This is a genomic window from Mycobacterium numidiamassiliense (genome assembly GCF_900157365.1).
GTDB lineage: Bacteria > Actinomycetota > Actinomycetes > Mycobacteriales > Mycobacteriaceae > Mycobacterium > Mycobacterium numidiamassiliense.
Window position 1 is genome coordinate 4,386,134 of the sequence record NZ_FUEZ01000004.1, and the last position, 25,992, is coordinate 4,412,125.

Annotated in this window: 31 protein-coding genes and 3 pseudogenes; 22 read left to right on the forward strand and 12 right to left on the reverse strand. The window is 61.9% G+C overall.

Annotated elements, in window-relative coordinates; translation table 11 throughout:
* Nucleotides 1-14: 14 nt before the first annotated feature.
* From MNAB215_RS28990 to dprA, 3 genes and pseudogenes are all read right to left on the reverse strand, one after another.
* Nucleotides 15-1,175 (reverse strand): alpha-hydroxy-acid oxidizing protein, encoded by a 1,161-nt coding sequence (locus MNAB215_RS28990; RefSeq protein ID WP_077081821.1) that lies wholly within the window; start codon nucleotides 1,173-1,175, stop codon nucleotides 15-17.
* Between the two features lie 41 nt (nucleotides 1,176-1,216).
* Complete coding sequence (locus tag MNAB215_RS28995) at nucleotides 1,217-2,068, reverse strand: siderophore-interacting protein (RefSeq protein ID WP_077081822.1); 852 nt, start codon at nucleotides 2,066-2,068, stop codon at nucleotides 1,217-1,219.
* Between the two features lie 33 nt (nucleotides 2,069-2,101).
* A pseudogene (gene dprA / locus MNAB215_RS29000) lies at nucleotides 2,102-2,866 on the reverse strand (DNA-processing protein DprA); the annotation flags it as partial.
* A 238-nt stretch (nucleotides 2,867-3,104) separates the two neighbouring features.
* Between dprA and MNAB215_RS29005 the strand changes: the two are divergent.
* The 14 genes from MNAB215_RS29005 to MNAB215_RS29050 all read left to right on the forward strand — a co-directional run bounded on the left by MNAB215_RS29005 (nucleotide 3,105) and on the right by MNAB215_RS29050 (nucleotide 9,725).
* Nucleotides 3,105-3,302, forward strand: coding sequence for a helix-turn-helix domain-containing protein (locus MNAB215_RS29005; RefSeq protein ID WP_077081823.1), 198 nt, complete (start codon nucleotides 3,105-3,107; stop codon nucleotides 3,300-3,302).
* Between the two features lie 193 nt (nucleotides 3,303-3,495).
* Entirely contained in the window at nucleotides 3,496-4,569 is a 1,074-nt protein-coding gene (locus tag MNAB215_RS29010) for a hypothetical protein (protein WP_077081824.1), read from the forward strand.
* Nucleotides 4,570-4,671: 102 nt separating this feature from the next.
* Complete coding sequence (locus MNAB215_RS29015) at nucleotides 4,672-4,932, forward strand: COG3415 family protein (RefSeq protein WP_077081825.1); 261 nt, start codon at nucleotides 4,672-4,674, stop codon at nucleotides 4,930-4,932.
* Nucleotides 4,929-5,318 carry a hypothetical protein gene (locus MNAB215_RS29020; protein ID WP_077081826.1) on the forward strand — a complete coding sequence of 130 codons (390 nt, stop codon included), beginning with the start codon at nucleotides 4,929-4,931 and terminating at the stop codon, nucleotides 5,316-5,318. The genes MNAB215_RS29015 and MNAB215_RS29020 overlap by 4 nt, the downstream gene beginning before the upstream one ends.
* 45 nt (nucleotides 5,319-5,363) lie before the next feature.
* The gene (locus MNAB215_RS29550; protein WP_131829182.1) at nucleotides 5,364-5,591 is read left to right on the forward strand and encodes a hypothetical protein; all 228 of its coding nucleotides are present in this window, start codon (nucleotides 5,364-5,366) and stop codon (nucleotides 5,589-5,591) included.
* Between the two features lie 249 nt (nucleotides 5,592-5,840).
* Nucleotides 5,841-6,098 carry a hypothetical protein gene (locus tag MNAB215_RS29025; RefSeq protein WP_077081827.1) on the forward strand — a complete coding sequence of 86 codons (258 nt, stop codon included), beginning with the start codon at nucleotides 5,841-5,843 and terminating at the stop codon, nucleotides 6,096-6,098.
* A 69-nt stretch (nucleotides 6,099-6,167) separates the two neighbouring features.
* Nucleotides 6,168-6,299 (forward strand): hypothetical protein, encoded by a 132-nt coding sequence (locus MNAB215_RS30630; RefSeq protein ID WP_281253355.1) that lies wholly within the window; start codon nucleotides 6,168-6,170, stop codon nucleotides 6,297-6,299.
* Between the two features lie 466 nt (nucleotides 6,300-6,765).
* Nucleotides 6,766-7,389: a hypothetical protein gene (locus tag MNAB215_RS29030; protein ID WP_245830420.1), complete on the forward strand. Its 624-nt coding sequence runs from the start codon at nucleotides 6,766-6,768 to the stop codon at nucleotides 7,387-7,389.
* Between the two features lie 129 nt (nucleotides 7,390-7,518).
* Nucleotides 7,519-7,821 carry a hypothetical protein gene (locus MNAB215_RS29035; RefSeq protein ID WP_077081828.1) on the forward strand — a complete coding sequence of 101 codons (303 nt, stop codon included), beginning with the start codon at nucleotides 7,519-7,521 and terminating at the stop codon, nucleotides 7,819-7,821.
* Complete coding sequence (locus MNAB215_RS29040; protein ID WP_077081829.1) at nucleotides 7,818-8,471, forward strand: HK97 family phage prohead protease; 654 nt, start codon at nucleotides 7,818-7,820, stop codon at nucleotides 8,469-8,471. Before MNAB215_RS29035 ends, MNAB215_RS29040 begins: the two co-directional genes overlap by 4 nt.
* A 120-nt stretch (nucleotides 8,472-8,591) precedes the next feature.
* Complete coding sequence (locus MNAB215_RS29555) at nucleotides 8,592-8,825, forward strand: hypothetical protein (RefSeq protein WP_131829183.1); 234 nt, start codon at nucleotides 8,592-8,594, stop codon at nucleotides 8,823-8,825.
* Nucleotides 8,826-8,837: 12 nt separating this feature from the next.
* On the forward strand, nucleotides 8,838-9,008 hold the full coding sequence (locus MNAB215_RS29895; RefSeq protein WP_165691625.1) for a hypothetical protein: 171 nt from the start codon (nucleotides 8,838-8,840) through the stop codon (nucleotides 9,006-9,008).
* A gap of 3 nt (nucleotides 9,009-9,011) precedes the next feature.
* Complete coding sequence (locus tag MNAB215_RS29045; protein WP_077081830.1) at nucleotides 9,012-9,338, forward strand: hypothetical protein; 327 nt, start codon at nucleotides 9,012-9,014, stop codon at nucleotides 9,336-9,338.
* A 99-nt stretch (nucleotides 9,339-9,437) separates the two neighbouring features.
* Nucleotides 9,438-9,725 carry a hypothetical protein gene (locus MNAB215_RS29050; RefSeq protein WP_077081831.1) on the forward strand — a complete coding sequence of 96 codons (288 nt, stop codon included), beginning with the start codon at nucleotides 9,438-9,440 and terminating at the stop codon, nucleotides 9,723-9,725.
* A gap of 10 nt (nucleotides 9,726-9,735) precedes the next feature.
* Here the strand turns inward: MNAB215_RS29050 and MNAB215_RS29055 are convergent, their stop codons facing one another.
* Both MNAB215_RS29055 and MNAB215_RS29900 read right to left on the reverse strand, forming a co-directional pair.
* Complete coding sequence (locus MNAB215_RS29055) at nucleotides 9,736-10,143, reverse strand: DUF732 domain-containing protein (RefSeq protein ID WP_342743259.1); 408 nt, start codon at nucleotides 10,141-10,143, stop codon at nucleotides 9,736-9,738.
* Nucleotides 10,037-10,939: a hypothetical protein gene (locus tag MNAB215_RS29900; protein ID WP_165691626.1), complete on the reverse strand. Its 903-nt coding sequence runs from the start codon at nucleotides 10,937-10,939 to the stop codon at nucleotides 10,037-10,039. The genes MNAB215_RS29055 and MNAB215_RS29900 overlap by 107 nt, the downstream gene beginning before the upstream one ends.
* A gap of 98 nt (nucleotides 10,940-11,037) precedes the next feature.
* Between MNAB215_RS29900 and MNAB215_RS29060 the strand changes: the two genes are divergently transcribed.
* Nucleotides 11,038-11,712: a DUF429 domain-containing protein gene (locus tag MNAB215_RS29060; RefSeq protein ID WP_077081833.1), complete on the forward strand. Its 675-nt coding sequence runs from the start codon at nucleotides 11,038-11,040 to the stop codon at nucleotides 11,710-11,712.
* A gap of 106 nt (nucleotides 11,713-11,818) precedes the next feature.
* Here MNAB215_RS29060 and MNAB215_RS29560 read toward each other — a convergent pair whose 3' ends face one another.
* Nucleotides 11,819-12,781, reverse strand: coding sequence for a hypothetical protein (locus MNAB215_RS29560; protein ID WP_131829184.1), 963 nt, complete (start codon nucleotides 12,779-12,781; stop codon nucleotides 11,819-11,821).
* A gap of 403 nt (nucleotides 12,782-13,184) precedes the next feature.
* Between MNAB215_RS29560 and MNAB215_RS29565 the strand changes: the two genes are divergently transcribed.
* The 3 genes and pseudogenes from MNAB215_RS29565 to MNAB215_RS29075 all read left to right on the forward strand — a co-directional run.
* The gene (locus MNAB215_RS29565) at nucleotides 13,185-13,667 is read left to right on the forward strand and encodes a DUF732 domain-containing protein (RefSeq protein WP_131829185.1); all 483 of its coding nucleotides are present in this window, start codon (nucleotides 13,185-13,187) and stop codon (nucleotides 13,665-13,667) included.
* A 798-nt stretch (nucleotides 13,668-14,465) separates the two neighbouring features.
* Nucleotides 14,466-15,035: a hypothetical protein gene (locus tag MNAB215_RS29070; RefSeq protein WP_077081835.1), complete on the forward strand. Its 570-nt coding sequence runs from the start codon at nucleotides 14,466-14,468 to the stop codon at nucleotides 15,033-15,035.
* Nucleotides 15,036-15,215: 180 nt separating this feature from the next.
* A pseudogene (locus tag MNAB215_RS29075) lies at nucleotides 15,216-16,104 on the forward strand (serine/threonine-protein kinase); the annotation flags it as partial.
* Between the two features lie 1,527 nt (nucleotides 16,105-17,631).
* Here the strand turns inward: MNAB215_RS29075 and MNAB215_RS29570 are convergent.
* The 4 genes and pseudogenes from MNAB215_RS29570 to MNAB215_RS30880 all read right to left on the reverse strand — a co-directional run bounded on the left by MNAB215_RS29570 (nucleotide 17,632) and on the right by MNAB215_RS30880 (nucleotide 19,665).
* Nucleotides 17,632-17,913 carry a hypothetical protein gene (locus MNAB215_RS29570; protein WP_131829186.1) on the reverse strand — a complete coding sequence of 94 codons (282 nt, stop codon included), beginning with the start codon at nucleotides 17,911-17,913 and terminating at the stop codon, nucleotides 17,632-17,634.
* Nucleotides 17,914-17,995: 82 nt separating this feature from the next.
* Entirely contained in the window at nucleotides 17,996-18,976 is a 981-nt protein-coding gene (locus MNAB215_RS29085) for a threonine ammonia-lyase (protein WP_077081836.1), read from the reverse strand.
* A gap of 119 nt (nucleotides 18,977-19,095) precedes the next feature.
* A pseudogene (locus MNAB215_RS29090) lies at nucleotides 19,096-19,300 on the reverse strand (IS256 family transposase); the annotation flags it as partial.
* Nucleotides 19,301-19,335: 35 nt separating this feature from the next.
* A complete protein-coding gene (locus MNAB215_RS30880; RefSeq protein ID WP_077081837.1) occupies nucleotides 19,336-19,665 on the reverse strand; it encodes a DUF732 domain-containing protein in 330 nt (109 codons plus the stop codon).
* 711 nt (nucleotides 19,666-20,376) lie between these two features.
* Here MNAB215_RS30880 and MNAB215_RS29105 point away from each other — a divergent pair.
* Nucleotides 20,377-20,658, forward strand: coding sequence for a DUF732 domain-containing protein (locus tag MNAB215_RS29105; protein WP_077081838.1), 282 nt, complete (start codon nucleotides 20,377-20,379; stop codon nucleotides 20,656-20,658).
* A gap of 45 nt (nucleotides 20,659-20,703) precedes the next feature.
* Complete coding sequence (locus tag MNAB215_RS29110; protein ID WP_077081839.1) at nucleotides 20,704-21,873, forward strand: hypothetical protein; 1,170 nt, start codon at nucleotides 20,704-20,706, stop codon at nucleotides 21,871-21,873.
* 105 nt (nucleotides 21,874-21,978) lie between these two features.
* Here the strand turns inward: MNAB215_RS29110 and MNAB215_RS29115 are convergent, their stop codons facing one another.
* Nucleotides 21,979-22,344: an ion transporter gene (locus MNAB215_RS29115; RefSeq protein ID WP_077081840.1), complete on the reverse strand. Its 366-nt coding sequence runs from the start codon at nucleotides 22,342-22,344 to the stop codon at nucleotides 21,979-21,981.
* 376 nt (nucleotides 22,345-22,720) lie between these two features.
* Between MNAB215_RS29115 and MNAB215_RS29905 the strand changes: the two genes are divergently transcribed.
* Both MNAB215_RS29905 and MNAB215_RS29125 read left to right on the forward strand, forming a co-directional pair.
* On the forward strand, nucleotides 22,721-23,254 hold the full coding sequence (locus tag MNAB215_RS29905) for a helix-turn-helix domain-containing protein (protein WP_165691627.1): 534 nt from the start codon (nucleotides 22,721-22,723) through the stop codon (nucleotides 23,252-23,254).
* Between the two features lie 234 nt (nucleotides 23,255-23,488).
* Entirely contained in the window at nucleotides 23,489-24,352 is an 864-nt protein-coding gene (locus tag MNAB215_RS29125) for a hypothetical protein (RefSeq protein ID WP_077081842.1), read from the forward strand.
* A 409-nt stretch (nucleotides 24,353-24,761) separates the two neighbouring features.
* Here MNAB215_RS29125 and MNAB215_RS29130 read toward each other — a convergent pair whose 3' ends face one another.
* Nucleotides 24,762-25,397 carry a DUF4760 domain-containing protein gene (locus MNAB215_RS29130; protein WP_131829187.1) on the reverse strand — a complete coding sequence of 212 codons (636 nt, stop codon included), beginning with the start codon at nucleotides 25,395-25,397 and terminating at the stop codon, nucleotides 24,762-24,764.
* Between the last annotated feature and the right edge of the window lie 595 nt (nucleotides 25,398-25,992).

Here is a 25,992-nt window from a genome sequence, read left to right on the forward strand (position 1 = left end):
CGGGCCGCCCGGCCTTAGCCGACGCGCCGAAGCGTGTCCGGGGTGAGATCTTTGCGCGTCGGATAGCCGTCGACGGCCATGATCAGGTCCGCCTCGGCCAGCAGCGTGCGCAGCACGTGCACGATGCCGTCGACACCGCCGAGCGCCAAGCCGTAAGCGTAGGGGCGTCCGACCCCCACCGCCGTCGCGCCAAGCGCCAGGGCCTTGATGACGTCGGCCCCGCTGCGGATACCCGAGTCGAACAGCACCGGCAGCCCGTCGGCCGCCTCGACGACGCCGGGCAGGCAGTCCAGCGCGGGCAGTCCGCCGTTCGCCTGGCGACCCCCGTGGGTGGAGCAGTAGATGCCGTCGACGCCGCCGTCCTTCGCGCGCCGGGCGTCGTCGGGATGGCAGATGCCCTTCACGAGCAGCGGCAACTTGGTCAGCGACCGCAGCCAGGGCAGGTCGTCCCAGGTCAGCGGATTCCCGAAGACCTGCGCCCAGCGCAAGATGGCGCCTTGCGGGTCCTCTTCGGGCGGGCGCTGCAGGCCGGCGCGAAAGACCGGGTCGCTGAAGTAGTTGTTCAGGCAGTGACCGCGCAGCTGCGGGAAGTTCGAGGTGCGCAGGTCACGCGGGCGCCATCCGGTGACCCAGGTGTCGAGGGTGACGACGATGCCCTGGAAGCCGGCCGCCTCGGCGCGCTGCACCAAGCTGGCGGCCAGTTCGCGGTCGGTCGGGGTGTAGAGCTGGAAAAAGCCCGGCGTATCGCCGAATTCGGCGGCGACATCTTCCATCGGATCGACGGTCAGCGTCGACGCGACCATCGGCACGCCGGTGCGGGCCGCGGCGCGGGCGGTGGCTAAGTCGCCGTGGCCGTCTTGAGCGCAGAGCCCGATGACCCCGATCGGAACCATGAACAGCGGCGACGGCAGGGTCAGGCCGAACAGATCCACGGACAAGTCCCGTTGTTTTGCCGCGGCGAACATACGCGGGATCAAACCCCAGTGGTCGAATACCTCGCGGTTGGCCCGCTGCGTGCGTTCGTCGCCGGCGCCACCGGCGACGTACGACCACACCGACGGTGGCAGGGCCAGCTCGGCCCGGGCCTCCAACTCGGCGAACGCCATCGGCAGCGCGGGCACCACCCCGGCCAGGCCCTGGAAGTAGATCTCGTTTTGGTAGTCGCCGAATGCCATGGAAAAGAGAATGCCAGCCGAGCGGGCGGGCTGACCAACCCTTACCGGGACCCGGCCTCGGCCTCGGCCAGTTCCTTCTTCCACTGCCGGAACGTCTCCTCGGTGCGGCCGCGTCGCCAGTACCCCGAGATCGACGAGGCCCATTTCTTGTCCACGCCACGCTCTTTGCGGATGTAAGGACGCAGGTTGTGCATCACGGCTTGGGCCTCACCATGGACGAAGGCGTGCACCTGACCCGGCAGCCACAGGGTGGTGGTGACCGCCTCGACCAGCGGCGCGAAATCGCCTGCGCGGTCGTCGGACACCATGTCGGCCCGGCCACCGCGGTAGACCCAGTTGACCTGGACTGATTCGGGTGCGGTCAAGGGGATTTGGTCCTCCGGACCGGCTACTTCGATGAAGGCCTTGCCGATCGCGTTGGGCGGCAACGCTTCCAGCGCGGTGGCAATGGCCGGCAGCGCGGATTCGTCACCGGCCAGCAGGTGCCAATCGGCCGCCGGGTCGGGCGTGTAGGCGCCGCCTGGCCCCATCAGATAGATCACCTGACCGGGCTGGGCAGTGGCCGCCCAGGCGCCCGCCACGCCGTGCTCCCCGTGTACCACGATGTCGAGCGCGATCCGACGGGCCGCGGCGTCGACCTTGCGCACGGTAATGGTCCGCACCGACGGCCTTTTCTGCGGGGGCAGCCCGGCGAAGCTGTCCAGGGTCAGCGGGCGCGGCAACCCGGCCACGTCGACGTCGCTGGGGACGAACACCAGCTTGACGTACGAGTCGGTGAAACTGCTGGGCACAAAGGTGCCGAAATCACTGCCTTCCAGCAGTACCCGGACCATGTGCGGTGCGAGTTGTTGTGTACCGACGACTTCGAAGCGTTGAAGGGGTCGACCTGCCACTTGTCCTCCTGTCCAGACCCGACCCCTAGGCGACTATACGAGTCGCACCGTCGCCGCAGCTCTGCCGCTACCGGGGCGGACAATTCGCCATCGTCCGCAGTCGCGCTGGGCCAACCCGGCCACCTCGAGGATCGCCAGCGGCCCCAGCACCTGCTCGGGCACCAGCCCCGACGCTACCGAGATTTCGTCGACCGTGACGGCGCCGCGGCTCGGCAGCGCGTCATACACCTGACGCGCGGCCTCACCCAGCCCGTCGAGCGCCGTCACCGGCCGGGGTTCCTCCATGGCGAGTTCGCCTACCTGGCCGACGAGTTCGACGATGTCGTCGGCCCGGGTAACCAGCTCGGCACCGTTGCGCAGCAATACGTGGCAACCCGCCGACCCCGACGATGTCACGGGCCCGGGCACCGCGGCGACCACCCGGCCCAGCGACCGCGCCCAGGCCGCGGTGTTTGCCGCGCCGCTGCGCAGGCCGGCTTCCACCACCACCACCGCGCCCGCGACGGCGGCCACCAGGCGGTTACGCGTCAGGAACCGGTGACGCGCCGGGCGGACCCCCGGCGCGTATTCGGTGAATACCAGCCCGTGCCGGGCGATGCGAAGCAGCAGCGCGGAATGACCTGCGGGATAAGGGATATCGATCCCGCCGGCCAATACGGCCACGGTGATTCCGTCGCCGGCCAGCGCGGCGCGATGCGCCGCGCCGTCGATACCGTACGCGGCGCCGGAGACCACCGCGACGTCGCGCTCGATCAGCCCGTCCGCCAGGTCGGCGGCCACCTGCTCGCCACAGCATGTACAGGTGACGCCTAGGTAGCCTGCGTGGCGTGTGAATAGCGATGTGAGACACGGGTATCCGTGCGGTAACCGGCGGATCCAAGTAGATCACATCGAATCGACGTGTATACTCATCACTAGTTCGGCAGGCCTAAAAAACCTTGGCCGGCGTGACCACAGTTTCGAGCCGGTCACCGATTGGAGAAGCCTCGGACCGCACCCGCGGCCCGAGGCTAGCTGCTACCAAAGGGCGCTCTCCATGGGTGACTACACAGTCCGGCAGTTCTGCCGTCTCGTTAATCTGTCCGAAAGTGTCACGCGTCAGCGGATCCGCGACGGCGAAATTCCGCATTACAAAATCGGCTCCAACATCCGCATCCGCGCGGAGGTTGTTGATGCAATCCGGGCCGGCGACCTAGACGCGACGGGTGCTGACGGTACCGGTGGTGCCGAGTGAGGTCGCTCGCCGACCTGCCGGCCGCTTGGCAGGACAAGATCCGTGAACTGTGCGCCGCCGCGCCGGCATTGAGTCCAAGGCAGCGAGACCGCGTGGAGTTGTTGCTCCGCGGCAGTAATGAGGCTGACGCAGCGGCCCCGGCCGAAGACGGTGCCGCGTGACTCAGCAGTCAACGACCGCCGAGCGTCCCACCATGGACATCGCTGAACTCGCTAAGCAGGTGAAGCGAACACCCACAGCAGCGGGCGCTCTGATCAACCATGCGCTTGAACGATGGAAAACGAAGAACCAAAAGGCGAACGCCCCGCGCGGTTTCTGGGACGAGCTTTCCGATGCCACCGGGATTCAAAGCGAGCATCTGAAGCAGCGCGTAAAACGAGCGGCGACGCAGGAAGACCTTGAGCGGATGCGCTCCTCGGCCCCTACGTCGTCCGAGGTTGCACCCATCGAACCTGTTGTGGATCCGGCTGCCGGTGAACCGGGTACCGAGTTGGCCGCCGATGAGTCGGTCGAAGGCGAATACGTCGATGACGGCGACGGCCGGTTCGTGCTGCCGGCGACCGCGGCGGAAGCCGACCAACTTAACGGCGAGCTGGGCCAGTTGGCGATGGCGGTCGAGTGGAAGCGCGCCGCCCTCGTCTATGCGCGGGTGTATGTTGCGGACTCTCCCGGCCGCCCCACCGAAAAGGTCAATCCTGACCTTTTGACGCCGAAACAGTATGCGGGGCTCGGCATCCACGGCCTGCGGTCCAAAACCACTGTGCGCCGATACTGGCGAATCTGGCAGCGCGCGGTCGAGGAGGGCAACGCTGTCCCGGTGAAGCTCGGTGACTGTGTGCAACTGCCCACCGTGGGCTGGGATGAGTATCTCTGGCCACCAGAAGTCGAGCAGCCCGAAGAATCGTCAGCGATCACCGATAACCACGAGGCGTTCGAGGCCGATGAGCGGGCCGAGGAAGACGCTGACACCGCGGTGGGGGAAGACCGAGGTCACGTAGCGCCCCCACCTGAGCGGACTCCCGTTCCTGATCAGCGGATGTCCGCCGCGTGGAAGTGGAGGCTGCAGGTCGCTGCCCGACGGGTGGACAAGGCTATCGACCTCCTTGTAGCCGCCCACGAGGCGCACCCGGCGGGGAGCGCCGACGGTGATGCTAAAACGCGGGCACGCTTGGCCGCGGACATCGCACGTTGGGTTGAAAAACTCGAATCGCTGGATGTTGCGGTCCCGGCAAAGTCAGCGTCGGTGCCGGTGGCTGGCAATGGATGAGGAGATCCGGCAGGAGTTGGTCGCGTTGGGTCTCAACGCCAGAGAGCTTGCGCGGCTTGAACAGATCGCCGCTGAACGACAACGAGAGAAAGGGAAGTAGTCATGCCCGACACCGCCAACCTCACCGATTCTGAGGTCGAGGATCTGCTCCTCCAACTGGGCCGCGCGGGACGGATCACCTTGCCAGCAGAACTGCGCCCAAGGCTGGTGTACGAGTTGCTGGACGAGGGCATGTCGGTCGATGAGGTGGCGGACATCGTCAAAGGTGTTGGCCCGCAGACAGCGGAGGCACTCAAGGATCAGTACCTTGACGGCGTGCCGGCCGAGTTAGCGTCGCTGTACACGCAAGGGACGCGACGATGAGCGACGTGATCAAGTGTGCCCGCTGCCGCAAGCGTTACCGCGGCCATGGTGAGTGGAACGACGTGTCGATCGCGGGGCTATCTGTCGGTTGCTTGTGCCCAGGCTGTCAAACGGTCGAGGAAGATTTAGAGGCTGAGCTAGCTGAGATCACTGGTAGGTCGTCGTCAGGTTTGCGCGTGATTGAGGCGCGGACCCGCCGCAGTGAACGGGACCTGACCGACGTGGTTGAGGTACTCGTCAACACTTACCCGACCCCAGAGATCCTGCGGCATAACGCAAACGAGCTATCCGACGCACGCAAGGACGAGAAGGCGCGGGACATGGTCACGTTGATGCGCGCGGTCGCCAGTGACATGGAAGCTGGCACGCTGCGGGAAGACGCATGAGGGACAGAACGCCTTGGTTCGAGGCGTACGACGGAGACGACACCGATGGCTAACTCCCCGCTACTGGAACCTCCACACGCCGCGGCGATAGCTGTGGCGCTGCGAGAAGGGATCGACACCTTACGTGGTGCCGCTGCCCTGGCGGCCGAACATTCGACCGACGAACACGTGCCGATCCCGGTGTCACCCAGACAGGCTCGCGCCCTCGCCGACGCGATGGAATGGGCCGCACTTCACCTCGTGAGCCAACTCCCACCCGAGGAAGAACGATGAGAGTACCGCGAAGCCGGCAGTGGGTCATCGTCAGAGATGACCCGAATGGGCACAGGTCATACTGGGCGTCACTCCGCATGAGATGGCCGGATGACATTGATACCGAGCGGTATTGGCAATCCGCCTTGAGCGATGCGCACACCTACAAGACGAAGGTCGCGACGAAGCGCCACTGCCCGAATCGTGTCCTACGTGCGCCCAACATCAGGCTTATGACATTCAGCGATGCCCAGAAAGATGAGGACAATCATGACCCACGCAACTGAACGCCCGAAGCTTTGGATCGGCACCGCACTCACGCCGTACGGCAACGAATTTGGTGCGGTGGTGGTGACCGCTGAGACGCGAGAGGAAGCCATCGCTGCGGCCACCGCTAAATTGTCGCAGCCCGGCAACTATGTCCCCTATCAGGAGTACGCCCACGCGCTAATCGCCAACCTCGACAACATTCGAGAGGTCACCGATGGTGTGTACATCGACTGGGACGCGAACAGGCCTTTTCGGTGAACCAGTCGATACCGGGGCTGCGGCACTTCTTTATCGACTCGGGCGCATAGAGCGAGACGAGGCGTGTCGATGAGTGAGCATCCAGAGCCGTTGCCGCAGCACTGGGAGTACACCACCGCCGAGCAGGACGAAGCCGACAGGGCATTCGAAATCTCGCGTGAGAAACGATTCAGACTCGACGGCGAGATCGACTACGAATGACCTCCGTCGTGATCGAAATCGCGCTACCGGCCGACAGTCAAAACGTCGCCCGGCTAACAGCGGCTATCCGATAACGGGAAAAGGAACCCCTCCGAGCCCTTCATGGCTAGGCTCCACGTCTATACAGGCCCTCTTGTAACGGTGGGAGTGCGACATGGCGACTCAGACACCCGAACCCGCCAAGGCGAGTCAAACACCCGACGTGGCGACTGAGACAGCCGAACCCGCGAGAACGAGTCAGAGATCTGACCTGGCGAGTAAGACACCTGGGTGGTACCCAGACCAAAAAGACACCGATGCCGAAAGCTACTGGGACGGCGCACGCTGGCACGGAAGCCGCGCGAAAGACAGATCCTCGCCTCCCTCGTATTGGGAACGGTTGAAGCGGGGCGTTGCACGTCTCAAGTGGCTCTGGATTGGTCTCGTAGCTTTTCTGCCCCTTAGCGGCGTTATCGTCGGGAATTGGATGACGCAGCGTGCGGCGGCTGAGGCAACGCAGAGAGCCTTCCAGCAGCAGCAGGAGCGAGACGCTTACATCGGGTTCTACAACGCGATAGACGAATTTGTATCGGATGTCTGGGCTGAAGCGCGCCGATGGCAACCCACCCCCGCCAGTGCGGCCCTTGCTCACTTAGCCGCTCCCATGAAAGAAAACATCGGGACGGGCTTGAACAACGTCCTAGCCGCCGAATCGAAGGTCACATTCTACGGAAGTGAAGCAACACAGAAAGCGGCAAATGACGTTGTCGAGCAAGTGGGAGACATCCAGCATTTGTTAGGAGCATTTGAAGTGGAAAATCCGCAGTACCCGAATCTTTCGGATGCACAATCTGATGCGTTCGCCAAACTTTGTGGGCAGATAGCAAACATAATTCGTGGCAAACTGCAGATCGCACACCTGGCTTTCCGCCGTGCTGCGAGAGCGGACCTCGGCCTCCCGCGTGCTGACGACGATGTTTACAACCCTCTGTACAGCAACCTTCCGCGCGGCGTTACGCCGATAGCTGCGATACCACCCTCTGTAACTGCTGTACCTGCGCCTTTGCCATCCGCTATAACTGCGCCTGCACCATCGGGGCCGCCTCGGTGACTGGGTAGCGGACACCTGCGCCGGATAGGACGCGCCTCGGCTCAGGTCGGGGCGCTCTCTATATGCCGGTGATATGGCCAATACCATTGCCGTTACACGGTTTTGATGCCGTGTCCTTGCCGCCGCTGCATGGAAAACCTGCGCGACTCTTTAGTCGATAACGACTACAAAGGGGCTGCCATGCCGATGGATGAACAACGAGCACGCGGGATTTTCGCGTTAGTAACTCACGCCCGGCGGCGCTACGGCGGGCACATCACCCTCGACGACCTGACACCAGATCAACTCAACCTCGTCCGCGCGGACCGCGACACCGCAGTCACCGCAGCGCAACAGCGAGGCGTACGCGCCCGCCGGCTTAACAAGGCAGCCCGCCTCCGTGCGGAGGCCGACGAGATTGAGGCCCAGGTGCTCGCGGGGGTGTCCGCATGACAAGGGAATACCGCGCCGACCGCGAGAACCTAGTTGGTGTCCGCGAATGCCGCAGTTGGGCCGAGGATTTCACGTTCCGCACAATAAAGGCGACCGGTGATCACATCCTTGAGGGTTACGCCGCCACGTTCGACCCGTACGACTACGGCGGTGGCCCTAACGCGGGCGGCTGGGTCGAACAGATCGATAAACGCGCATTCGACGCCACGTTGGCCACCCAGCCCGACGTGATGTTGCTGATCAATCACACAGGCCTGCCACTCGCCCGCACTAAATCCGGCAACCTGAAACTATCCCGCGATACCCACGGCCTTAAGGTCTGGGCGCGCCTCGACAAGAGTGACCCCGACGTCATGCGCCTCCTCCCCAAAATGCGGAGACGAGACGTTGACGAGATGAGCTTCGCTTTCCGCGTCACCGAGCAGGACTGGGACGCCGACTACACGCATCGCACCATCCGCGCGTTGACCCTACAAAAGGGCGATGTCAGCGTCGTCAATTACGGTGCCAATCCCGGCACGCAAGCTGAAATCAGGCGGGCCGCAAACGCATCCGCCGTCCGACGTAACCCCGAACTCTTCCGCCGACGCTACGAAACAGCTCACACCGTGGGCGCCGCCATCGCCTACCTACAGGCGGTGATGCGATGACGCTGCCGACCGCGAGAGATCCGCAAGAATTGCTCTCTCTATATGTGAATGTCGTACCGTCGCTTGTGGGTTCGCCACAGATGCATGACATACGGCGACCTAGTGAGCGAGGTGATTTAAATGGCTAACCGTACGTGCGGCCACTGCCATCGCGAACTCCGCAGCGACGGCTTTTACTGCAACGACACCTGCCAGCGACTTTATCGTCAACGGCAGTCGGAGCGCGCCCGCGCAGAAGAAGCTACCGGCCGGTCGGTGAACGATGCTTACCTCGACTTCAAAGTCGGTGTGCGCCTTGATCCTAGCGCCCAAGCCCACCTCGACAGGATGATCCCCGACCGCAACCTCTATTAGGAGACCACTTAAATGACTACACCACACGACTGGCTCGGCGCCCAATACGACTACATTCCGCCCGCCGATCTGGTCAGCCAGAGCCCTACCGCCAGCGCGTATCAGGTTGGCGATGGACCGCTTTCAACCGCGGCGGTCCCGGAGTACATCGTCACCGGCGGTCGTTTCCAGAAGGGAGTCTGACAAATGTTGCGGCTGCGGTTATCTGAGCGGGCTATCCAATCGTCGTGGGCGACGATTGGGCTAGTGGACTGCGATACGGGTCGGCTGATCGAAAAGTATGCGCGTCACGCTGATGCGGAGCGGGCGATGCAGTTTTTGAAGCTGGTCGGGGTTGCGCGTTACGGAACGGAATTGGGTGGCGCTGCGACCCACGAACTCGCCGCCCAGACCTGCGCGGAGTTTTACGGGCACCGCCAGTACGAGAAGCTGCCGGGCCAGGATTTAGAGGTGCTGCATGAAGCTGTGCGCTGTTCGCTTGAGGAAGCGGGCAAGAGTAGACGTGGGGCGTAGCCCCACCCCGTGCGCGGCCCGCGGCGGTTCCTCTCCAGTCCATGGTTCTCGCCGCCGCGGGTCGTGCACCCTAAAACCCAGACATACCTGGACATCTTGATGGACACCTCGACCGCGTATCTACGGCTGACCCGAGAGTTAGCAAGGGAGATTCGCGACGCAACCACCGCCGCCTATCGCCAGCCGGACCTCGGCCGCGACGGCTGGAATATCAACACCGAGAAGGCCGCTCGCATCGCCACCAAGCTGCTGCGCGGCGAGTGGCCTGAAAGGTCAGCAATCCTCGTGGACTACAACACCTGCGCCGCGATCAATGGACGCGCCATCGTTGAGGCTGTAATCCGCAGCGGTGTAACCATCGACTGCCAAGTAACGCTGCGCTATTAGCGACTTACCCCTACCGGGTTGGGAGCGGCCCCCGAAATTGCGGGCAGTAGTTGCCGGTCGCTGCAACCACGGTGCCGGTAGCGGTATCCCTGATGAAGCCCTGTACCAGCATTTCCCTGACAACGTCTGCCTGCGTGGTGCCGGAGGTTAGCTGGTCGCAAACCCAATGCGCGGCGGCGATTGCGCGCGCAGGATCGGTGACCGGAATATTAAAGCGCGCCAGTTCTTGAAGATACTGCCTATCTGCCGCAGGCCCGTTCACTGCTATGAGGTCGGTGAACTGTGGGCAGTAGGCGGCTACGGCAGCGCGCTCAACTGTTTTGGCCTGTGCCTCCGTCAGCGCCGGGAAATCGGATTGCACATTGATCCATGCGTTGGCGGCGGAGTCCGCAATCTCCTGCTCGGACTGTCCAGCCAGATCCTTGCCTGTTGTCAGGAATCCGCATATGTCCGTGCGGCCAGGCGCTGATCGCTTTCCCCCTGTCGTACAGGTGAATGCCCGCCGCTTCGATGATGGAGATATAGGTGTTATCGGCGGCGTCTGGGTTCGGCGTTTGGCTGGTTGGGGCTTGGGTCGTCACCGTCGTTGTCGCGGGAGCCGCCTGGGCCACCGTTGGTAATGGCCGGCTGCTGAGTGATGATGTCGATGGTGATGATTCCGCGCCCGATGGAATGGTGGACGACGACTTCGGTGCCGCTGCAGGTGTTTGGTGGCTTCCTCGCGTGACGGCCCAGCCGACAGCGGCAACCACGACCGCGGCCACTAGTGCGATCGAAAGGAACATGGCGGCGTAACCCCATGTCCAGCAAAAAGATTGGGCCGCTGCGTCTCCTAATTCGTCCTCGTCAGCTAGGGGTTCATGTGCTTCCTCGCCGGTTCGCGGATTCTCCTCGATGTCGTCGTCATCGTCGGATTGTTCCCACGCCAAAGGTGATTCCACGTGGCGGATTGCGTCGGGCAGAATCTCGGTACCGGCTGCGCTACCCACAGCGGTATCCGGCTGGTGCTCGCCAGCCTCCATTAGGCTGTCCGGCTCGCCGACCCGCTCCCCGGTTCGCGGATCGTCTACTACTTCGGTCTCATCAACCTTCGACATAGTCGCGGGCGTAGCGACGTCACGGATAGCGTCGGGCAGAAGCCCTGTGCCGTCGCCTGCCGCCGCCCCGATCGTGGTGTCCGTCGGGACCGAGTCGGCAGAGCCGCGGTCAGTCATGCCATCACCTGCCAGGGTGGAGTGTGGAAATCCCATTCCAACGGGTCAGCGGCTGCTCGTCAACGCGATAACAGCCGCCGGCAACGTAGCATCAGGCCGTGCGGGTCCTAGGTGTAGACGGATGGGCAAAAGGATGGGTCGGCATCGAACTTGTCGATGGCCGATTCACCGCTGCCCACGTTGCGCCCACACTTGTCGCCATGGTCGAGTCCAACGACTACGACGCGATCACGGTGGATATTCCCCTCGGCCTGCTTGACAACGGTTTTCGGAAAGCCGACATCGAGAGCAAGATCGCACTCGGGCCGCGAAGGTCCAGCGTGTTTCTAACCCCGCCAAGATCGATCCTTCAACAGGACTCATATGACTCTGCCAACGCGCTTAGCCGAGAACTCACCGGACTGGGACTCAGCAAACAAAGCTATGCACTTCGACAGAAGGTGCTAGAGGCAGACAAGCTCTTCGATGACGGCGCCACTCTCCCGCTCTTCGAAATTCATCCCGAAGTGTCGTTCATGGCGATGGGTGACGGCCCAGCTTTGATGAGCAAGAAAACCTGGCATGGCCAGCGTGATCGCATGACGCGACTCGGGGCGCAGGGCATCGTGATTCCCGCTGAGATAGGCGTAGCGGCTGAAGCATCGCCCGACGACATCCTCGATGCCGCCGCAGCCGCCTGGAGCGCCGACCGCATCGCAACCGGCTGTTGCGGAAGCATTCCGAGTCCGCCTCAGATCAACGAGCGCCGACAGCGGGTTGCAATATGGTATTGAATTTCTGTACTGAATTAGTTCTAGAAGGCAGGCTCGGCCTCCTTCGGTAGAGCAGGTAATCTGCCGTCTTCGCGCCAAACCCGTTCGGAGACAACACAAATAACCGCTATCTTGACCAGTACGTCAGCATCGCTTCATTGCTGAGTACCGTCGGTCCTTGTGTGATGACCAATTCATGGGGTGACACTGAATATTGGACGCCATTGTTGCTTGCGATAAATGCTGCACCTGTCCTCGCAGGATCTGCGACTTCAACCGAGAGGTTGTTCTGTAACCCGAACCCTTTGTAGTACAGCCGCCCGACGCCGGTCTGGCAGATGACAATTAGCGAGTCAGCGGTGCGAGCGATGACGATTGCAGGGTTGGTGTAGTTGCAACGTGCTCCTGAGTAGCCGATGAAACCTTGGGCGTCAGCATCCGGTGGTAGCGCCGCCGTGCTCGGCGCAGGAGGCGGTACGGCGCTCGGCATTGTCGATGCACGGCCGGGAAAAGAAACTTCGGTATGAACGGGTGAAGGTGAAATGCTAAACCCGAATTGTTCCAGCGGTGCGAGCTGTTCCGGCGCGTTGGATGCGACTTGTGCGGGCGGGTGCTCGACGCAAGCCGATGCTCCGATTAACCACAACGTAGTGTCACTTGCTGCCCTGGTTGCGTAAGCCATCATCGGAAAGTTCAACCTGGCAAAGTTAGCGATATCGGTCTGTCGCGCAGACGCTGATGAATAGTTGCCAATGTCGATCGAGAGGTCGTAGTCGCATCCCCCCTGCGTTTCGGGGGCATAAATTGAGCAGAAACTAACAGCGGACGCCCCGGGCAGTGGCATGAACTGGACGGGTCGTAAGCGAAGCAGCGTATAGATGCCGCGAGGTTTTCCGTCCGGTGTGCTGGGGTTGTTACAGATACTTGCGGCCCAGTCGTTCACCGTCGAATGATCAAACCCAGCAGAGGGCGGGCCAGGGTGACCCGGCGGCGCGCCATCATGTCTGTGCGACGCACAACCCGCGACAATCGTCGTTGCCGCGATCAGCAGCGAAATACTTGTGCAAACCGAGGTGATGGTGATGGGCAAGCGCCGCATAATCCTTCCCCAGGGCAGACTCAACCTTCCAGCGTGGAGGCTAATCTGGGCCAGCCCATTACGTGACGCTTTCGTTCCCTTGGTCCGCCTAAGGCGGCTTGCAGCCCCTGCCAGGACTGCCGACCGGGCTCGAGCGGCCACTCGGCCAGCCCCAAGCCTCCCGGAGGCGAGACTTGGCCGTCTTCCTGCGCTGTGGGGTGCTAGTGATCTTCGGCGGCCGTCGTTGCTAAGTGAGCGGAAGCGATCTGGTCAGCGGTGCGATGCCGAACTGTTCCAACGTGGCGGGGCCATTTGGCTGCTGCTCAAGGACTTTTGGCACTAGTTGCGCGGCAGCATTCGCGTCTTAGCTTGCCGTAGAAGCAGTGCTGCCTTCTACCGGGTTGGGGCGTCGATGATGACAAGCACCGCCACCACCACACGCTCGCCCATTCGAGTTCTGTCAATAGGCTTTTTAGTACTGATGGTTGCCATGGTTGGCTATGCTCTGCTGTCGGCGCCGACTTCTCATGCGAGTGTTCATCAGGATCAAGAGTTCTACTGGCTGTTAACCGAACCGGATCAGGATAATCCTATGGCGATTTGGGATTTTCCACTCGTTAGGTCGCAGGGCATTCAGGATTGCCGGGAAATGGATTTTGGCGAAACGCCGATGCAGGCACTCTATCATTTGGATCGCAGACATGGCGGGCCGTATATGTTTGAAGATGCTAACGGCATTTCTTCTGCGGCTACAGTCATTTACTGTCCCTGGCACGGAAGTTGGCCGGATATGCCTGGGGGTCCACAAGAACGTACGGAATCGCGGCCCGTAAATCCACTTCCTGTATATCCGCCACTTATGTGGTCGCCGGGCGGTGGCCCTGCTAGTGGTGTCTAAATCGCCAGCGGCGCACCGGGTCGCCTTAACCATCGGTACAAATGTATAACTGATCTAAAAGAACGGAGATAAAGCCCAGCGTGATAATCAAGAAACTCATTGCTAACAGCGTTTTTGTTGTAGCCGCCGTCGTAGGAGCACCGGCAGTCGGCGCCGATCCGATCGGGCAGGGCGGCGGGGTTTGCACCGATCCGCAGTGTCCTCCACCAGTTCGTGTATTCATGTCGCCGGATACTGCGACCAGCCTAAAGCAGGCCAAGCAGCAGCAAGAAGAGATGCAGAACTCGCAGAACCTGCTTCCCAGTCCTTAGAACAAGAACCTCGTGATATGTCCCCCGCAAGAGCACACCCGGTAACCAACAAAGGCAGCCGGCCGCGAGCCGGGCGATGCCCCGCTTTCCCGATCCCTCATCCGCGCGACGACGTGCCTCTAGCACAAGGACCTTGGCCCCTAGGTCGGGGCGTTGTGTGCGATTAGCGTCACCATCCACAGCAAAGTCAGCATCGACACCGGGATATGGCGCATGATTCGTGGACTGCTTGTCGCGATAGCGATCGCAGTCGCAACCATCGGCGCGGCTTTAATTCCACATAGCGCTGGCTCTGGCACCTCGCCGTTCCTGACTACGAGCTGTCTGCCAGTAGATTACGCGGTCCCCTCGGACATACACTGCAACCCTCCGACCCCACTACCGGGGGATACGTATCAGTGCAGAGACGGCTGCTTTTCTGACAGCAAAACTTCCCAGGGGGCGTGTTCTCACCACGGCGGCATCGACCATCCAGTCAATCGGGGCAATGAGTAGCACGGCAATCGTCATCGCAACCACCCTTACAGTGACCAGCTCGGCTCTGCTCATCGGTGCGGTCGGCACTGCGGCTGCTGATGTGCCGGTCGGGCCAGGTCCTACCTACTACACCGTGCAGACCCAGCCCACGCCTGGGGCCTGCCATAACCGCTCGGCCGCTACCGGGCAGACCCTGCCCGACCCGATCTGCACCCCCAGTGCGATCAGTCCGAAAGTGACCCAAGACACGCTCGCCACAACGATCTGCAGAACCGGCTACACCAAGTCAATCCGGCCGCCGGCTTCCATTACCGAGATCGAAAAGCGCGAAAACGCGCCGGCATACGACTACACCGGCTCGCTGAAAGACACAGAGTACGACCACCTCGTGCCACTTGAACTCGGCGGGGACCCCAACGATCCCCGAAATCTGTGGATCGAACCCGGTGCATCCCCCAACCCGAAAGACGGCGTCGAATCCAGGCTGCATGAGCTTGTCTGCGAAGGCAGAGTGCCGCTCGATGGGGCGCAGGAGGCCATCGCCACCGATTGGACCACGGCACGGGACACGGTCCGTTGAAGTAGCGCCATTGCCACCAGCTAGGGCTGGCTATGAGACCAAGGCAAGTGCCGAAAAAGGCAATGATTCGGGGCAAGATGAGACCGAGCGCGTTGCCCATTATCACCAACAACCATGGGCATCAATGCGGCTCCGTTAGAAAACCAATCCGCACCACCGTAACGCCGGTAATATTCGCGCATGCCGGTGGCTAGTGGCGCAGCCTTTGCTGGGTACACCATCCTGCGGCTGCTGGGATCTGGGGGAATGGGCGAGGTCTACCTCGCCCAGCACCCCCGATTGCCTCGTCAAGACGCACTCAAGATCCTGCCGGCAGAGGTCTCGGCGGATGGTGAGTTCCGGGAGAGGTTCCTGCGCGAGGCAGACCTGGCCTCGACACTTTTCCACCCGCACATTGTCGGTGTGCATGACCGCGGAGAATTCGACGGTCAAATGTGGATATCGATGGACTACATCGACGGCACTGATGCCGCGCAGCTGCTGCGGACTCGCTACCCAGTCGGCATGCCCGAACACGAAGTTGCCGAGATCATCACCGCGATTGCCGGCGCGTTGGACTATGCCCATAAGCGGGGTCTGCTGCATCGCGACGTCAAGCCGGCTAACATCATGCTTACCCACCGAGACGACGAGGGTAAGCAACGAATCCTGCTGAGCGACTTTGGGATTGCTCGCGGCGTCGATGACATCAGTGGACTGACCACGACCAACATGACTGTCGGCACGGTGGCGTACACGGCGCCGGAACAGCTGCTGGGCGAGCAGATCGACGGGCGCGCCGACCAGTACGCGCTGGCCGCTACCGCTTACCACCTTTTGACGGGATCGCAGCTGTACCCTCACTCCAATCCGGCGGTCGTAATCAGCCGCCATCTCAACGCACCGGTGCCTGCTCTCTCCGACACGCGACCCGAACTGGGCAGGCTCGACCCTGTGCTCGCGGCGGGCCTGGCCAAGGATCCCGCCGATAGATTTACGCGCTGCGTAGACTTCGCCCACGCTTCCGCCGAGCAAGCCGAGATACCCCGCCGAGCCCGGGCCGCGCCGACCGCCCCCGCTCGATTGGCCCCCAAGCAAACTCCTCGGAACAGCATTCAATCCCGCTCAAAGCAAGGCGTCGTCGAACCCCGACTGCCGGGTGGTCCTCGAAGGCGATGGGGTATCCCGGCTGCCGCGGTGGTTGCGCTCCTTTTGGTTGGAGCCGTTGCGCTGGTGTGGCAACCGTGGCAACAGCGGCCCCTCACGACCCCACCCTCGACCCGAGTCGAATCACCTCCGGCCCCGTCGCCGCACCTACCAGCGCAGCACCCGCGGCAACGCAGGTCATTACCGCAGTGGCGGTTGTCAACGGCCAACCTGCCAACGGTTACCTTGAAGTGCCGTCGGTGCCTTCATCGAGCCACATCACCGACGTCTTCGCTTGCGACGCATCGCCAGCGGCGGTCGACTCCGGCATTTACCGTTGTGCACCTTCCGCTGCCGGTGCCGGCGTGTGTTGGCCGTCCAATGCGGGAACTCTGTTGTGTGGCGATGATCCCTGGGACAGGGAGCTTCATCGCGTGGCCTACACGGATACGCTGCCGGCTGTGCAGCCGCCGGCGACGCCGTTGCCGTTTGGGTTGCTTCTGGATGACGGCACTGAATGCCGCCTACGCAATGGGGGCGCTTGGGGTGGCCGAGATGACGGCTTGTACCCCGCCTACGGTTGCAGCCCCGGCCAGAACATCGCTGTCCTCGAAGGGACCACCGTGCCGGCCGTCGACCGTGCTCACCCCCTGTGGACGGTCAAAGTCGGTGCATTCGGGGCAGGCCACTTCCCACCACCCCAGACGCACACCGTGACCACCGCCTGGTTTGCAGGGAACTGAAGTATCCCCCGCTCGCAGACGCGGCAAGCCACTACTGCGCTCAACAGTCGGCCGCCCAGCTCGACCCCGCCGCCTGCCGCTCTGCCAAACGCGCCGGATGATCAGCCCGGCAAAAACCCTCAACGCAAAAACCCCAACCTGAAATACTGACTGAATGCCCTCTGCCGCCATGACCGAACAGGACCCCGCCAGGAAATACTAGCGGTTACGCTTCCCTTCGCTGCGAAACCTCAAGTGACAGAACAAAGTTACCCCAAAACCGCAGCAACGGTGAGCCAGGCGCTGATACGGTCGCCGCTGTGGCTAAAGACAGAGACCCCGACTGGCAACCGCTCGATAGATTGTTGGCGGACCGCGCGCGATGCATTGCGCTGCTTAAAGATTACTTCTCTTCCCTAGACATAACCGGACGACAGGGCTACACAGGCAGCCGTTTTGAGTCGCCGTCGGGGGCGGCGACAGGCCCGATGTGGCAGGGTTGGCAAAACCGAAGTTTTCTAAAGCTAAAGTATCAACTATTATGGGCACCAACGCCTTTCCGGAGTTGGTGACCGCCGCGAGGCACCCTTCAGTGGTGGTGCTGCGCACAAGAAACAACCGAACTGCACCGAGGGTTTGTGCTGAATGTCGTGGTGTGCGACAACGGTGCCAGCGCGCCCGTCGCTCGAAATAGGCCACCTGGGTGGCGCGGTTGCTGTTCCGACCTGGCCGTGGCTGGAGCGCGACTGTCAGTAGTTCTCGGGAATAGTAATACCGTTGCACATGGGGTTCTCGTGAAAGCGGACCGAGCGAAATGCCGTTACCACCAGATCATTGGCTTGGTTGTAAGTCATGTTCGGATACCGTTCGAGCATGTTGAGGGCGTAGTGGTCGTTCGGATTGTAGGGATTGACACCCATAGCCATCACGGCCAGGCAGACTTCCCTATTGATGTCATCAGCGTGCGCCGTCGGTGCGAGCCCTATGGCAAAACCTGCAGCTACCGCTGCAGTCATCACTTTCTTGCTCATGTTCGTTCCCCCTACGGACTCCAACTGTCCCGCGACACCGATTATCGCTAGTACCAACGGCTAACGGCGGCGAGAGCAATTGTCAAGACGTGTGGATGGGTGCCGTACCGACCCAGCGGTGATAGGCGTCTACGTCGACATTATTGCCGCACACGATGGTAAGTACGTGCTGGCCGGCGAAGCGGTCAAGGTCTTCGAGGATCGCCGCGATACCGAGCGCGGCCGATGGTTCAGCGACGAGGCCGGCGCGGTCGAGGAGCATCCGCATACCGGCGATAATCGATGCCTCCTTGACCAAAACAGTGTCGTCAGCGACCAGGAGGAGGTCGTCCAGGACTTCCGGGATGGGATGACGTCCGGCGACGCTGTCAGCGATGGTGTTGGTCGTGTCGGTGGTCACGACGCGCCGTTGGCGCCATGAGAGTGTCATCGCCGGTGCGCCCAGTGGCTGGATGCAGATCACTTCGACTTCGGGCGCCAAGGCCTTCACCACATGACCGACACCGGTGGCCAGTGCCCCTCCACCGAGAGCAATAAGGACCGCGTCGAACGACGGCACGGTGTCTACCAGTTCCAGGCCGATGGTCGCCGCGCCCTCGCAGGTTTCGATGTCCAGGCTGTCTTCGACCAGCCGGATGCCGTCGTACCGCGCGACAGCCGCCGCCCGTTCGCGCGCCATCTCGATATCGCCGTCCACCAGCTCCAATCTCGCGTCCAGTGCGCGGATGCGATCAAGCTTTGCCGCGGGCGCGAAGCGGGATGCCACCACGGTGACGTCGAGCCCCCGGCTGCGACCGGACCACGCGAGGGCTTGTCCAAGGTTGCCCGCGCTGGCGCACACTACGGCTCGCGAGCCGTTGTCGGCGAGCAGACTTGCGACGACCTCAGTGCCGCGGGCCTTGAAGCTGCCGACCGGGTTCGCCGTTTCGAGCTTGATGCTCACCGTGCACCCGAGGTCGCGCTCCAGTGCCTCGCAGAGGTACAGCGGCGTATCGAGAAATATCGGGTCGATTACTCGGCGAGCCGCCTGGATCCGAGCAGTGTCGAGGCGCGTCTGCTCCACGACACAGCAGCGTAGTGCCACCGGGCTATTCCATCTGGTGAACGCCCGCCGACCGGGCCGTACTGGGAAGTGAGTCGCACCGACAGGAGGAATTGTCGAGACCTGTCGATTGGGGTGCTTCAGGCGACCTCCGTTCCGGTTGATTCGGTCGGTTCGGGTGGTCTGATGTCGATGGGGCGTTCGAGCAGTTTGCCTTTGTGGAACACCGCGCGGACCAGTGCGAACAGGTGCGAGGCGTTGACCGAGCGCCAGCGGGCCTGTGCGGCATCAATGAGCTTGTAGGCCAATCCCGGCAGCGCGGGGTCCCGGTCCTTTGGTAGCTTCTAACACCACCGAGCGCTGCCGCAGCTTGTGCTAGATCAGACCTGTCCGAACTCGCCAATGTGTCTGGGGCAGAGGTTATACGACGCGTATTGAGAGAACAGCGCCGCGTAATAGTCCGCATTCTGTCGCCGGTCGCTGAAGGTATCCGCTACGAATCTCTGAATTGCCACGTGTGTGAGGCCCTGGTCCAGTAATGAGCACACCTCATGGCCGGCCCGTACGGTCGCGTATACATCGCCTCCGTATCCCTCTGGCGCCACCGCCCCAATGAAGTTCAACTCATCCTTGGTCAGGAATGGATCCGCGCTCGCTGGCCCAGCCAACGCGCCGGAAACAAAAACCGACGAGACCAAGGCAAGCATCATTTTTGCTCTCCCCACAGCGCTAGGCTAATGCTGCCGGCAAGCGCGGTCACTGATTGCTGGCGAACTGTGCAATCGCATCGGCACCGCCGGTACCCTCGGGTGGGGCGAGATGCTTTACCTGCGGGATGATCCAACGGGGAGCCTTGGCACCGCACTCCCCGCTTTTTCGCTGATCTGCATTTCTTGCTCTTCGGCAGCAGCGGACCACGCGTGTTCCGCGGGCGCAGGTTCGCCACTGTCGGGAATCGCGGCGGTTTGCTCGCTCCCGCCATCCGCGACATCTGCAGCTTTCGTCGGCTCAGCGTCATCCATATCTACGGCGAGACCACTTGTGCGACACCGCCGTGGCCGTGGCAGGTGTAATCCTCGCCGGGGTTCTCGCTGAATGTGTAACAGTTATCAACACAACGAGCGGTGCAGCAGACCCCATGGCGAAAACGCTTGGCTTCGAGGGGCTATCGCGTAGGCCGAGGCGACCATGACGGGCGACCGGAGCCCGATACCTGGTCCCCTGGATTGACCGAACGGGGTCAGATAAGAGACCTACGTCTCTGCGCGTACCGGGGAGCAGGCGCGCAGCATAGCCACGCACGTGCGGCCTTCATGCCACCAACAGCCGCTGACGGTGAGAAGGTTTTCGCGATTTCGGCCCGTGCCAAGTCCCGAGCGTCATACGCTTCGCGCCGATAAGAGAAAGGCTGCACAAAGGTCATGAAGGTACTCATAGTCGCCGTGGCGGCCGTAGCTGCCGCGGTGACCCTCGGCGCGGGCACCAGCCACGCCGACGACCAAAGCTTCATCGACCGGCTCCACGCCACCCAGTTCGTCATGCCCAGCACCGAAGGTTCGTATGTCAGGTTCGGGCACATGGTCTGCGATAAACTCCACGCCGGGGCGCAGCCGTCCGATCTGTACGGGATGTTCTCGTTGAACCAAGGCCCCAACGTCGTGGACGCCGCCCAACATGAACTGTGCCCCGACACACTTAGATGAGTCATCGCTCCTTTGTGCCGCCTGCATTGTGAGGCCCGCCCACTAATGGCCCGGACTCTGTTTGATGGGCGCCCGCGCGGGGGTCCTGGGTACAAAACCGACAGCGAAAGCGTCTTTGAGTTCTACAGCCGAGCGGACGGACCCCAATGGGAGCGCATCCGCGACGAGCTAGGGAAGTGGTACAGCCACTACCCCGACAATGACGGCGATCTGCGGAAGCGCTTCCGTGATCGGGCGCCCGACCAGCATTTCGCGGCTTGGTGGGAGCTGTGGGTTTACACCTTCTACACCCGCCTCGGGTATGGAGTCGTCCCGCACCCGACGATGCCGAACGGTAAGAAGCCCGATTTTCTAGTAACCCTTAATGGCAAAAGCACGTACGTCGAGTGCAAAGCAATCCCGGAGAAGCCCCGGTCAGCCAACGAAGCCGGGATCCTCGACTGCACAAACGAAGTCAAGAATCCCGACTTCTGGCTCGAACTCGACATTGATCAGGAGGGACCGCAGACACCGAGTTGCAATGAAATCAAAGCGCAACTGCAGCAGCACCTCGGGCAGTTAAACGCTGACGACGTCATCAGTGACCGGGATGCCGGTAAGGATCTTCCGTATTTCCAGGTCCGCGTTCAGGATTGGGTTCTCACCTACACTGCCTACCCCGTGGAGTTGCCGCGTCGCGGCAACCATGGCCGTCTGCTGGCAATACCCCCGACACCAGACGCCGCGTGGATCGACAACATAGGCCCAATCCGTAAGGCCGTTAGAGCCAAGGGCCGCAAGTACGCCGGCCTGAACGACCCGCTTTTAGACCCGTTGATAATCGCGATCAACACGTACTGGGTCCCGTCTGCCAACGATGAGGACGAACCGTTTGAGGCACTGTTCGGAACCCCCGCATTCGCCTACTGGCAAGATATGCGGCCACCCGAGATTCACCCGTTCCGACAGGAGAACGGGTATTGGCGGCGCGACCCACCAGCCGGAACCCGCGTATCCGCAGTCCTTCTCGGCCACAACATCACGCCGCACGGATTGGCCACACGCATCCCCCGACTGCTGAAAAATCCATGGTCACAAACGCCTGTCCAGGAAACATATGATCTGGCGACAACTACAGCCACCGACGCAGGTCAACCTGTCAATACCGAAGGCACACTTAGTATCAACGACCTCTTCGGCCTTGCTGCGGACTGGCCACGAGTGGGCAGAACCTAGGGCTAAGGGGCTGCCAGGCCAGCTGCCGGGGCTGAGCGTCCCACGCACAGAACGCGGCGCTGACCCGCGCAACGGTCAGAGCCGCGTTCTCCGCGCTGTGGTGGTTTACCGAGCCACCGCCAGCGGAACCAGCCGCAAATCGGCCACATGCCGCAGCGTGTGCAACATCCGAGCGGTGCGCGCTGCCCGCATGAATGCCAGATCGCCGGTGAGCGGCAACAGCGCCACGGCCACGATCACGCCATCAAACACCAGCCATCGGTCCCGCGCGATTCGGCGCAGAGACCACCCCAACCGATGCAGCCGCATGCCTAGCTCCAGGCAAAAGAACCCCAGCAACGCCAAGTGCGCTACCTCGTACAGGCCTTCACGAGGCTTATCGACACACGAGGCGACCAAGACCACAAAGTTGGCCACAATGGCGGCAGTCACAAGATGCTCGAAGAGCACCACGGCCGGCCGCGCGCTCACCGGCCCGCCACCATCCGACGCACACCCACCAACACCGCGAGCACAGCCAGCATCACACCTACCACAGCAACAGCTAGCACAACGAACATTTCCGATCCCCAATCTGCCCATGAACAGGCCTTATGCCCGCTCAACCCACCCCCAATCTTACCCCGTAGCAAACGCCATGGCTACCCAAAAAGGAGTGGGAAATGCACCAAATACCAAGTACACCAGACATTTTGGACCACAGTCCACGCCACGGCGGTGCCACCCAGCAACAAAGTTCATGGCTTTCCGGAGGCGCGGAGGCGAAGCAGGTTATCGATCCCTCTGCTACAGATTGTGTTTCCCGGCCCAGCCTGGCGGTGATTCCAGCAAATTACCGTGGACAAGGGTGGAGTTTCGCCTGATCAGCGCGTGTTTCGGCGATTCTTTACCGGGTGTGGGACAGCGCCGGAAGTGTCCCAACTGCTGTCCCATGTGCGTGTCCCAGGCGGTCGGGACGCCGAGTTGCGTTTTGCTGTCCAGCCACGTCGCCGGTCGGACTTACTCTGGGCTGATGGTGTCAGGTGATCCGACCGCGCGTAAGTGGCTCAGTGCTGATGATGCGGTGAAGCAGAAGCAGCAAATCGTTGCTTTGTATCTGCAGGGTGGGTCGGTCCGTGAGATCGCTGCGGCGGCTGCCACGTCGCGTATGTCGGTGCATCGCGTAATCAAGACGTACGAGGCTGCGGTCAATCGGCCTGATGTGGATGATCCTGATTACGACGAGGATCTGGACGCTGAGGCTGGCGCGTTGGTCGCGAAGCTCACCCCGTCGTTGAGTTGCGAGGACATCACCAGCCGTGCGCAATTCGATCTGCTCGACGATCTTGAGAAGTTCCGGTGGTCGCATCTGCCTGCCGACCACCCCGCTCGCGCAGTCTGAGGTGGCGCGGGGTTCGGTTAGCGGTTGAACGCATTCGGGAAGGCAGGCCGAGGCGGGCCACAGGCGAATGATTCAGTGACGCGCTACGAGTCGGTGTCACCACCTCGTAGGGACCATCCTTTCCCAAATTCGAACTGGATATGCGGACGGGCAATTGCGCTCGAACGGTCATCGCACTGTGGGAACGGCTTAGCGTCCCCGTGGAGGTCGTGACCGCCCAGTAGGGTGCGCTCCATGAGCGCAAACGGCGCCGCCGATGAACCAACAGTGGAGCAGGGTTACGAGCGGTTGAAAACCCGCGTCGGCACTCAGCTCGAGACACTGCTCGGGTTAGAGGTCGCACAGACATCTGAGGTCGCGGCTGACAATCAGTACTTGCACCCGATCTATCGCACATTCCAGCAGGCCGTTATTGAGTGTCTGCTCACCGCGCTCGACCATCTTCGGTTCTTGGCTTGGAGTCTGCAGAACCGGAATGAGCCCTTCCCCTACGCGCAATTCACGGTCATAAGGACAGCGATCACCGCTGCATCGACGGCGTTGTGGATGCTTAGCGGGAGCAATGCCGATGAGCGGCGAATCCGCGCGCTTGAGTTCTATCTGAAGGACTTCAAGTCGAATGCCTCGTGGATAGATACGGTGAAAAAGCAGCCCCAGCTGCAAAATCTGTCCCCCGCAGACCAGATAAGAGCCGACGCAGAACGCGCGGTGTTGGACACCCGACAAGACCTGCTTGTGCAAATGGCCAATTCACTGCTCAACCCGCAGCCGCCGTTCACGCGCCAGACCCTCGAACGCACCTCGGATACCAAGATGGTGACGATCGCTGGCAGTGAAACTGCCGCCCTTGGCTCGGGCGGCTTCGACCCCGGCGTGACACTGCTCAACACATGGCAGACGATGAGCGGCTACGCGCGCGCTCGGCCCTGGGCGGCGCTGCCCGGTAAGCACCCTGAAGGTGAGATCGATCCGGTGACGGGCATGCAAAAGATCACCCAGAAGGGCGACCCGCACGCGTTGTTAGACGCTGCGTTTCGTGGGCTGCTTGTGGTCGAGCAGGCCGTCGGCAGGCTGGTGGGATTGTCAGCGGCGCCCTGACTACCGGGTGAGCAACTTTGTGGGGTCGCCTCCTGTTGGATGACCGGATCTTCCTTGATCCCAGAGGGGAACAGGTGAGGTCGCTCGATCCTGACGCCCCGGAAGGCGAGTGGTGGATTTTGATCGGCCGGGAGACCAGGCAGCGTCCCTGGGCTGGTATATCGGTTGGAGCACCTACCGCCGCCTTGAGACAGCGAAGCGAGCCGCGGACGATTACGAGCGCGCGGACCCGCAGTAGCAGGTAGGTCAGTGTCAGCGGTGATCTCCTCGTTGGTGACCTTCTCGTTGTAGAACCTCTTGTTGCAGAACTTCTTGGTGCGGGTCGCCGCGCCTAGGCCCATTGTCGTAATGGCGCCGATTACGCGAAGAACACTACAAAGACGCCGGGCTATCCCGTGGACGCTCTTAGTCAGGTCGCGCGCTCGCCGTTACCGTCATCGTCGTTCTTGATCTGTTTGGCGAGACCCTCAAAAAACCTGTTGGCCTTGGGGGATCCCTCCCGACGTACCTTGTCCACGTACGGCTCCCAATCGTGCCAGTATTTGGTGACGGCCTCTCCAAAGAAGGCATCCACGATGCGGAACGGGATCTCGTGGTTATCGACCGATATCGCTAAGTCCTCAAAAAAATCCAGCAAAGTCATTAGCTCCGCGTACTCGCGCGAATTCGAGCCGCGAAGGTCAAGCGCCTTGTCCCTGAGTTCCTCCGAGCCGCCGGCTTTCACCCAGATCCGAACTTTCCTGCGCACGGGTCGAAGGGCGTCCCATCTCCCCGAGAATTCCGATCTTTTCTGCTCGTTCTTATTCAGCCTCGCTTCCCTCACCTGTGCCAGCGCAGCGTAAACCTGCGCCAGCGCGATGAGCGCCGCCACAGCGAGAACGGCTGTCGCAGCGGCCGTCACAATCTCAGCCGAGTTCGGGTCGGGCGGGTGGTGGTCTCGCAGCTCGACGCGCTGAATTGCGGCAATGACTCCGAAGGTGACGGCAAGACCCCAGCCCAGGGTCGCCAGTATCGGCCACAAAATTCGCCGCCAACTACGAGCCACAGCAGCACTGTAATTTATTTGGTAGCGGCCCGTCGCTGGAACTGCTTAGACAGCCGCTGTTTTCGATTTTGAGAAAGTACGCTTTAGCCAAAAGAATCCCTTAAGCCTTGGCCGATGATGCCGCGCGGCTAGCGGTCTGGAAGTGCTGGCGCCGAACTGCCAAAGAAACATTCAAGCTGCGAAGGACCGATAGTTCAGCTTGGCCGGTGTCCGCGGGCACTTGGGCGTCACCTATTTCCTGCCACGCGCTGTTCCGGTCCCGAAGAGCCACCCCAGCCCGATACCGGCCAATCCGCTCGCCAGCGAAACGAGTTGGGCCGCACCTGTCGATTGGCCTGGGTTGGGTTTGATCGCGACCACGTAAACGATGACGAAGAGTGCGGTAACCATTATCAAGGTCGCCACGACGCGGACCCAATCCAGTGAATCCTTTGGAGGACCAGCCTGAGAGGTGCCTTGTTGAGGTGCGGCTAGGCTTTTCCTGAAATCCAGTAGGGACCCCAGGTCCCCCGTTTCTATGTACTTACTTTGGGCCGCCGCAAGCAACGCCCGCTCCAGCTGTTCACCAGTGGTCAAGCGGTGTTTAGTCTCGATA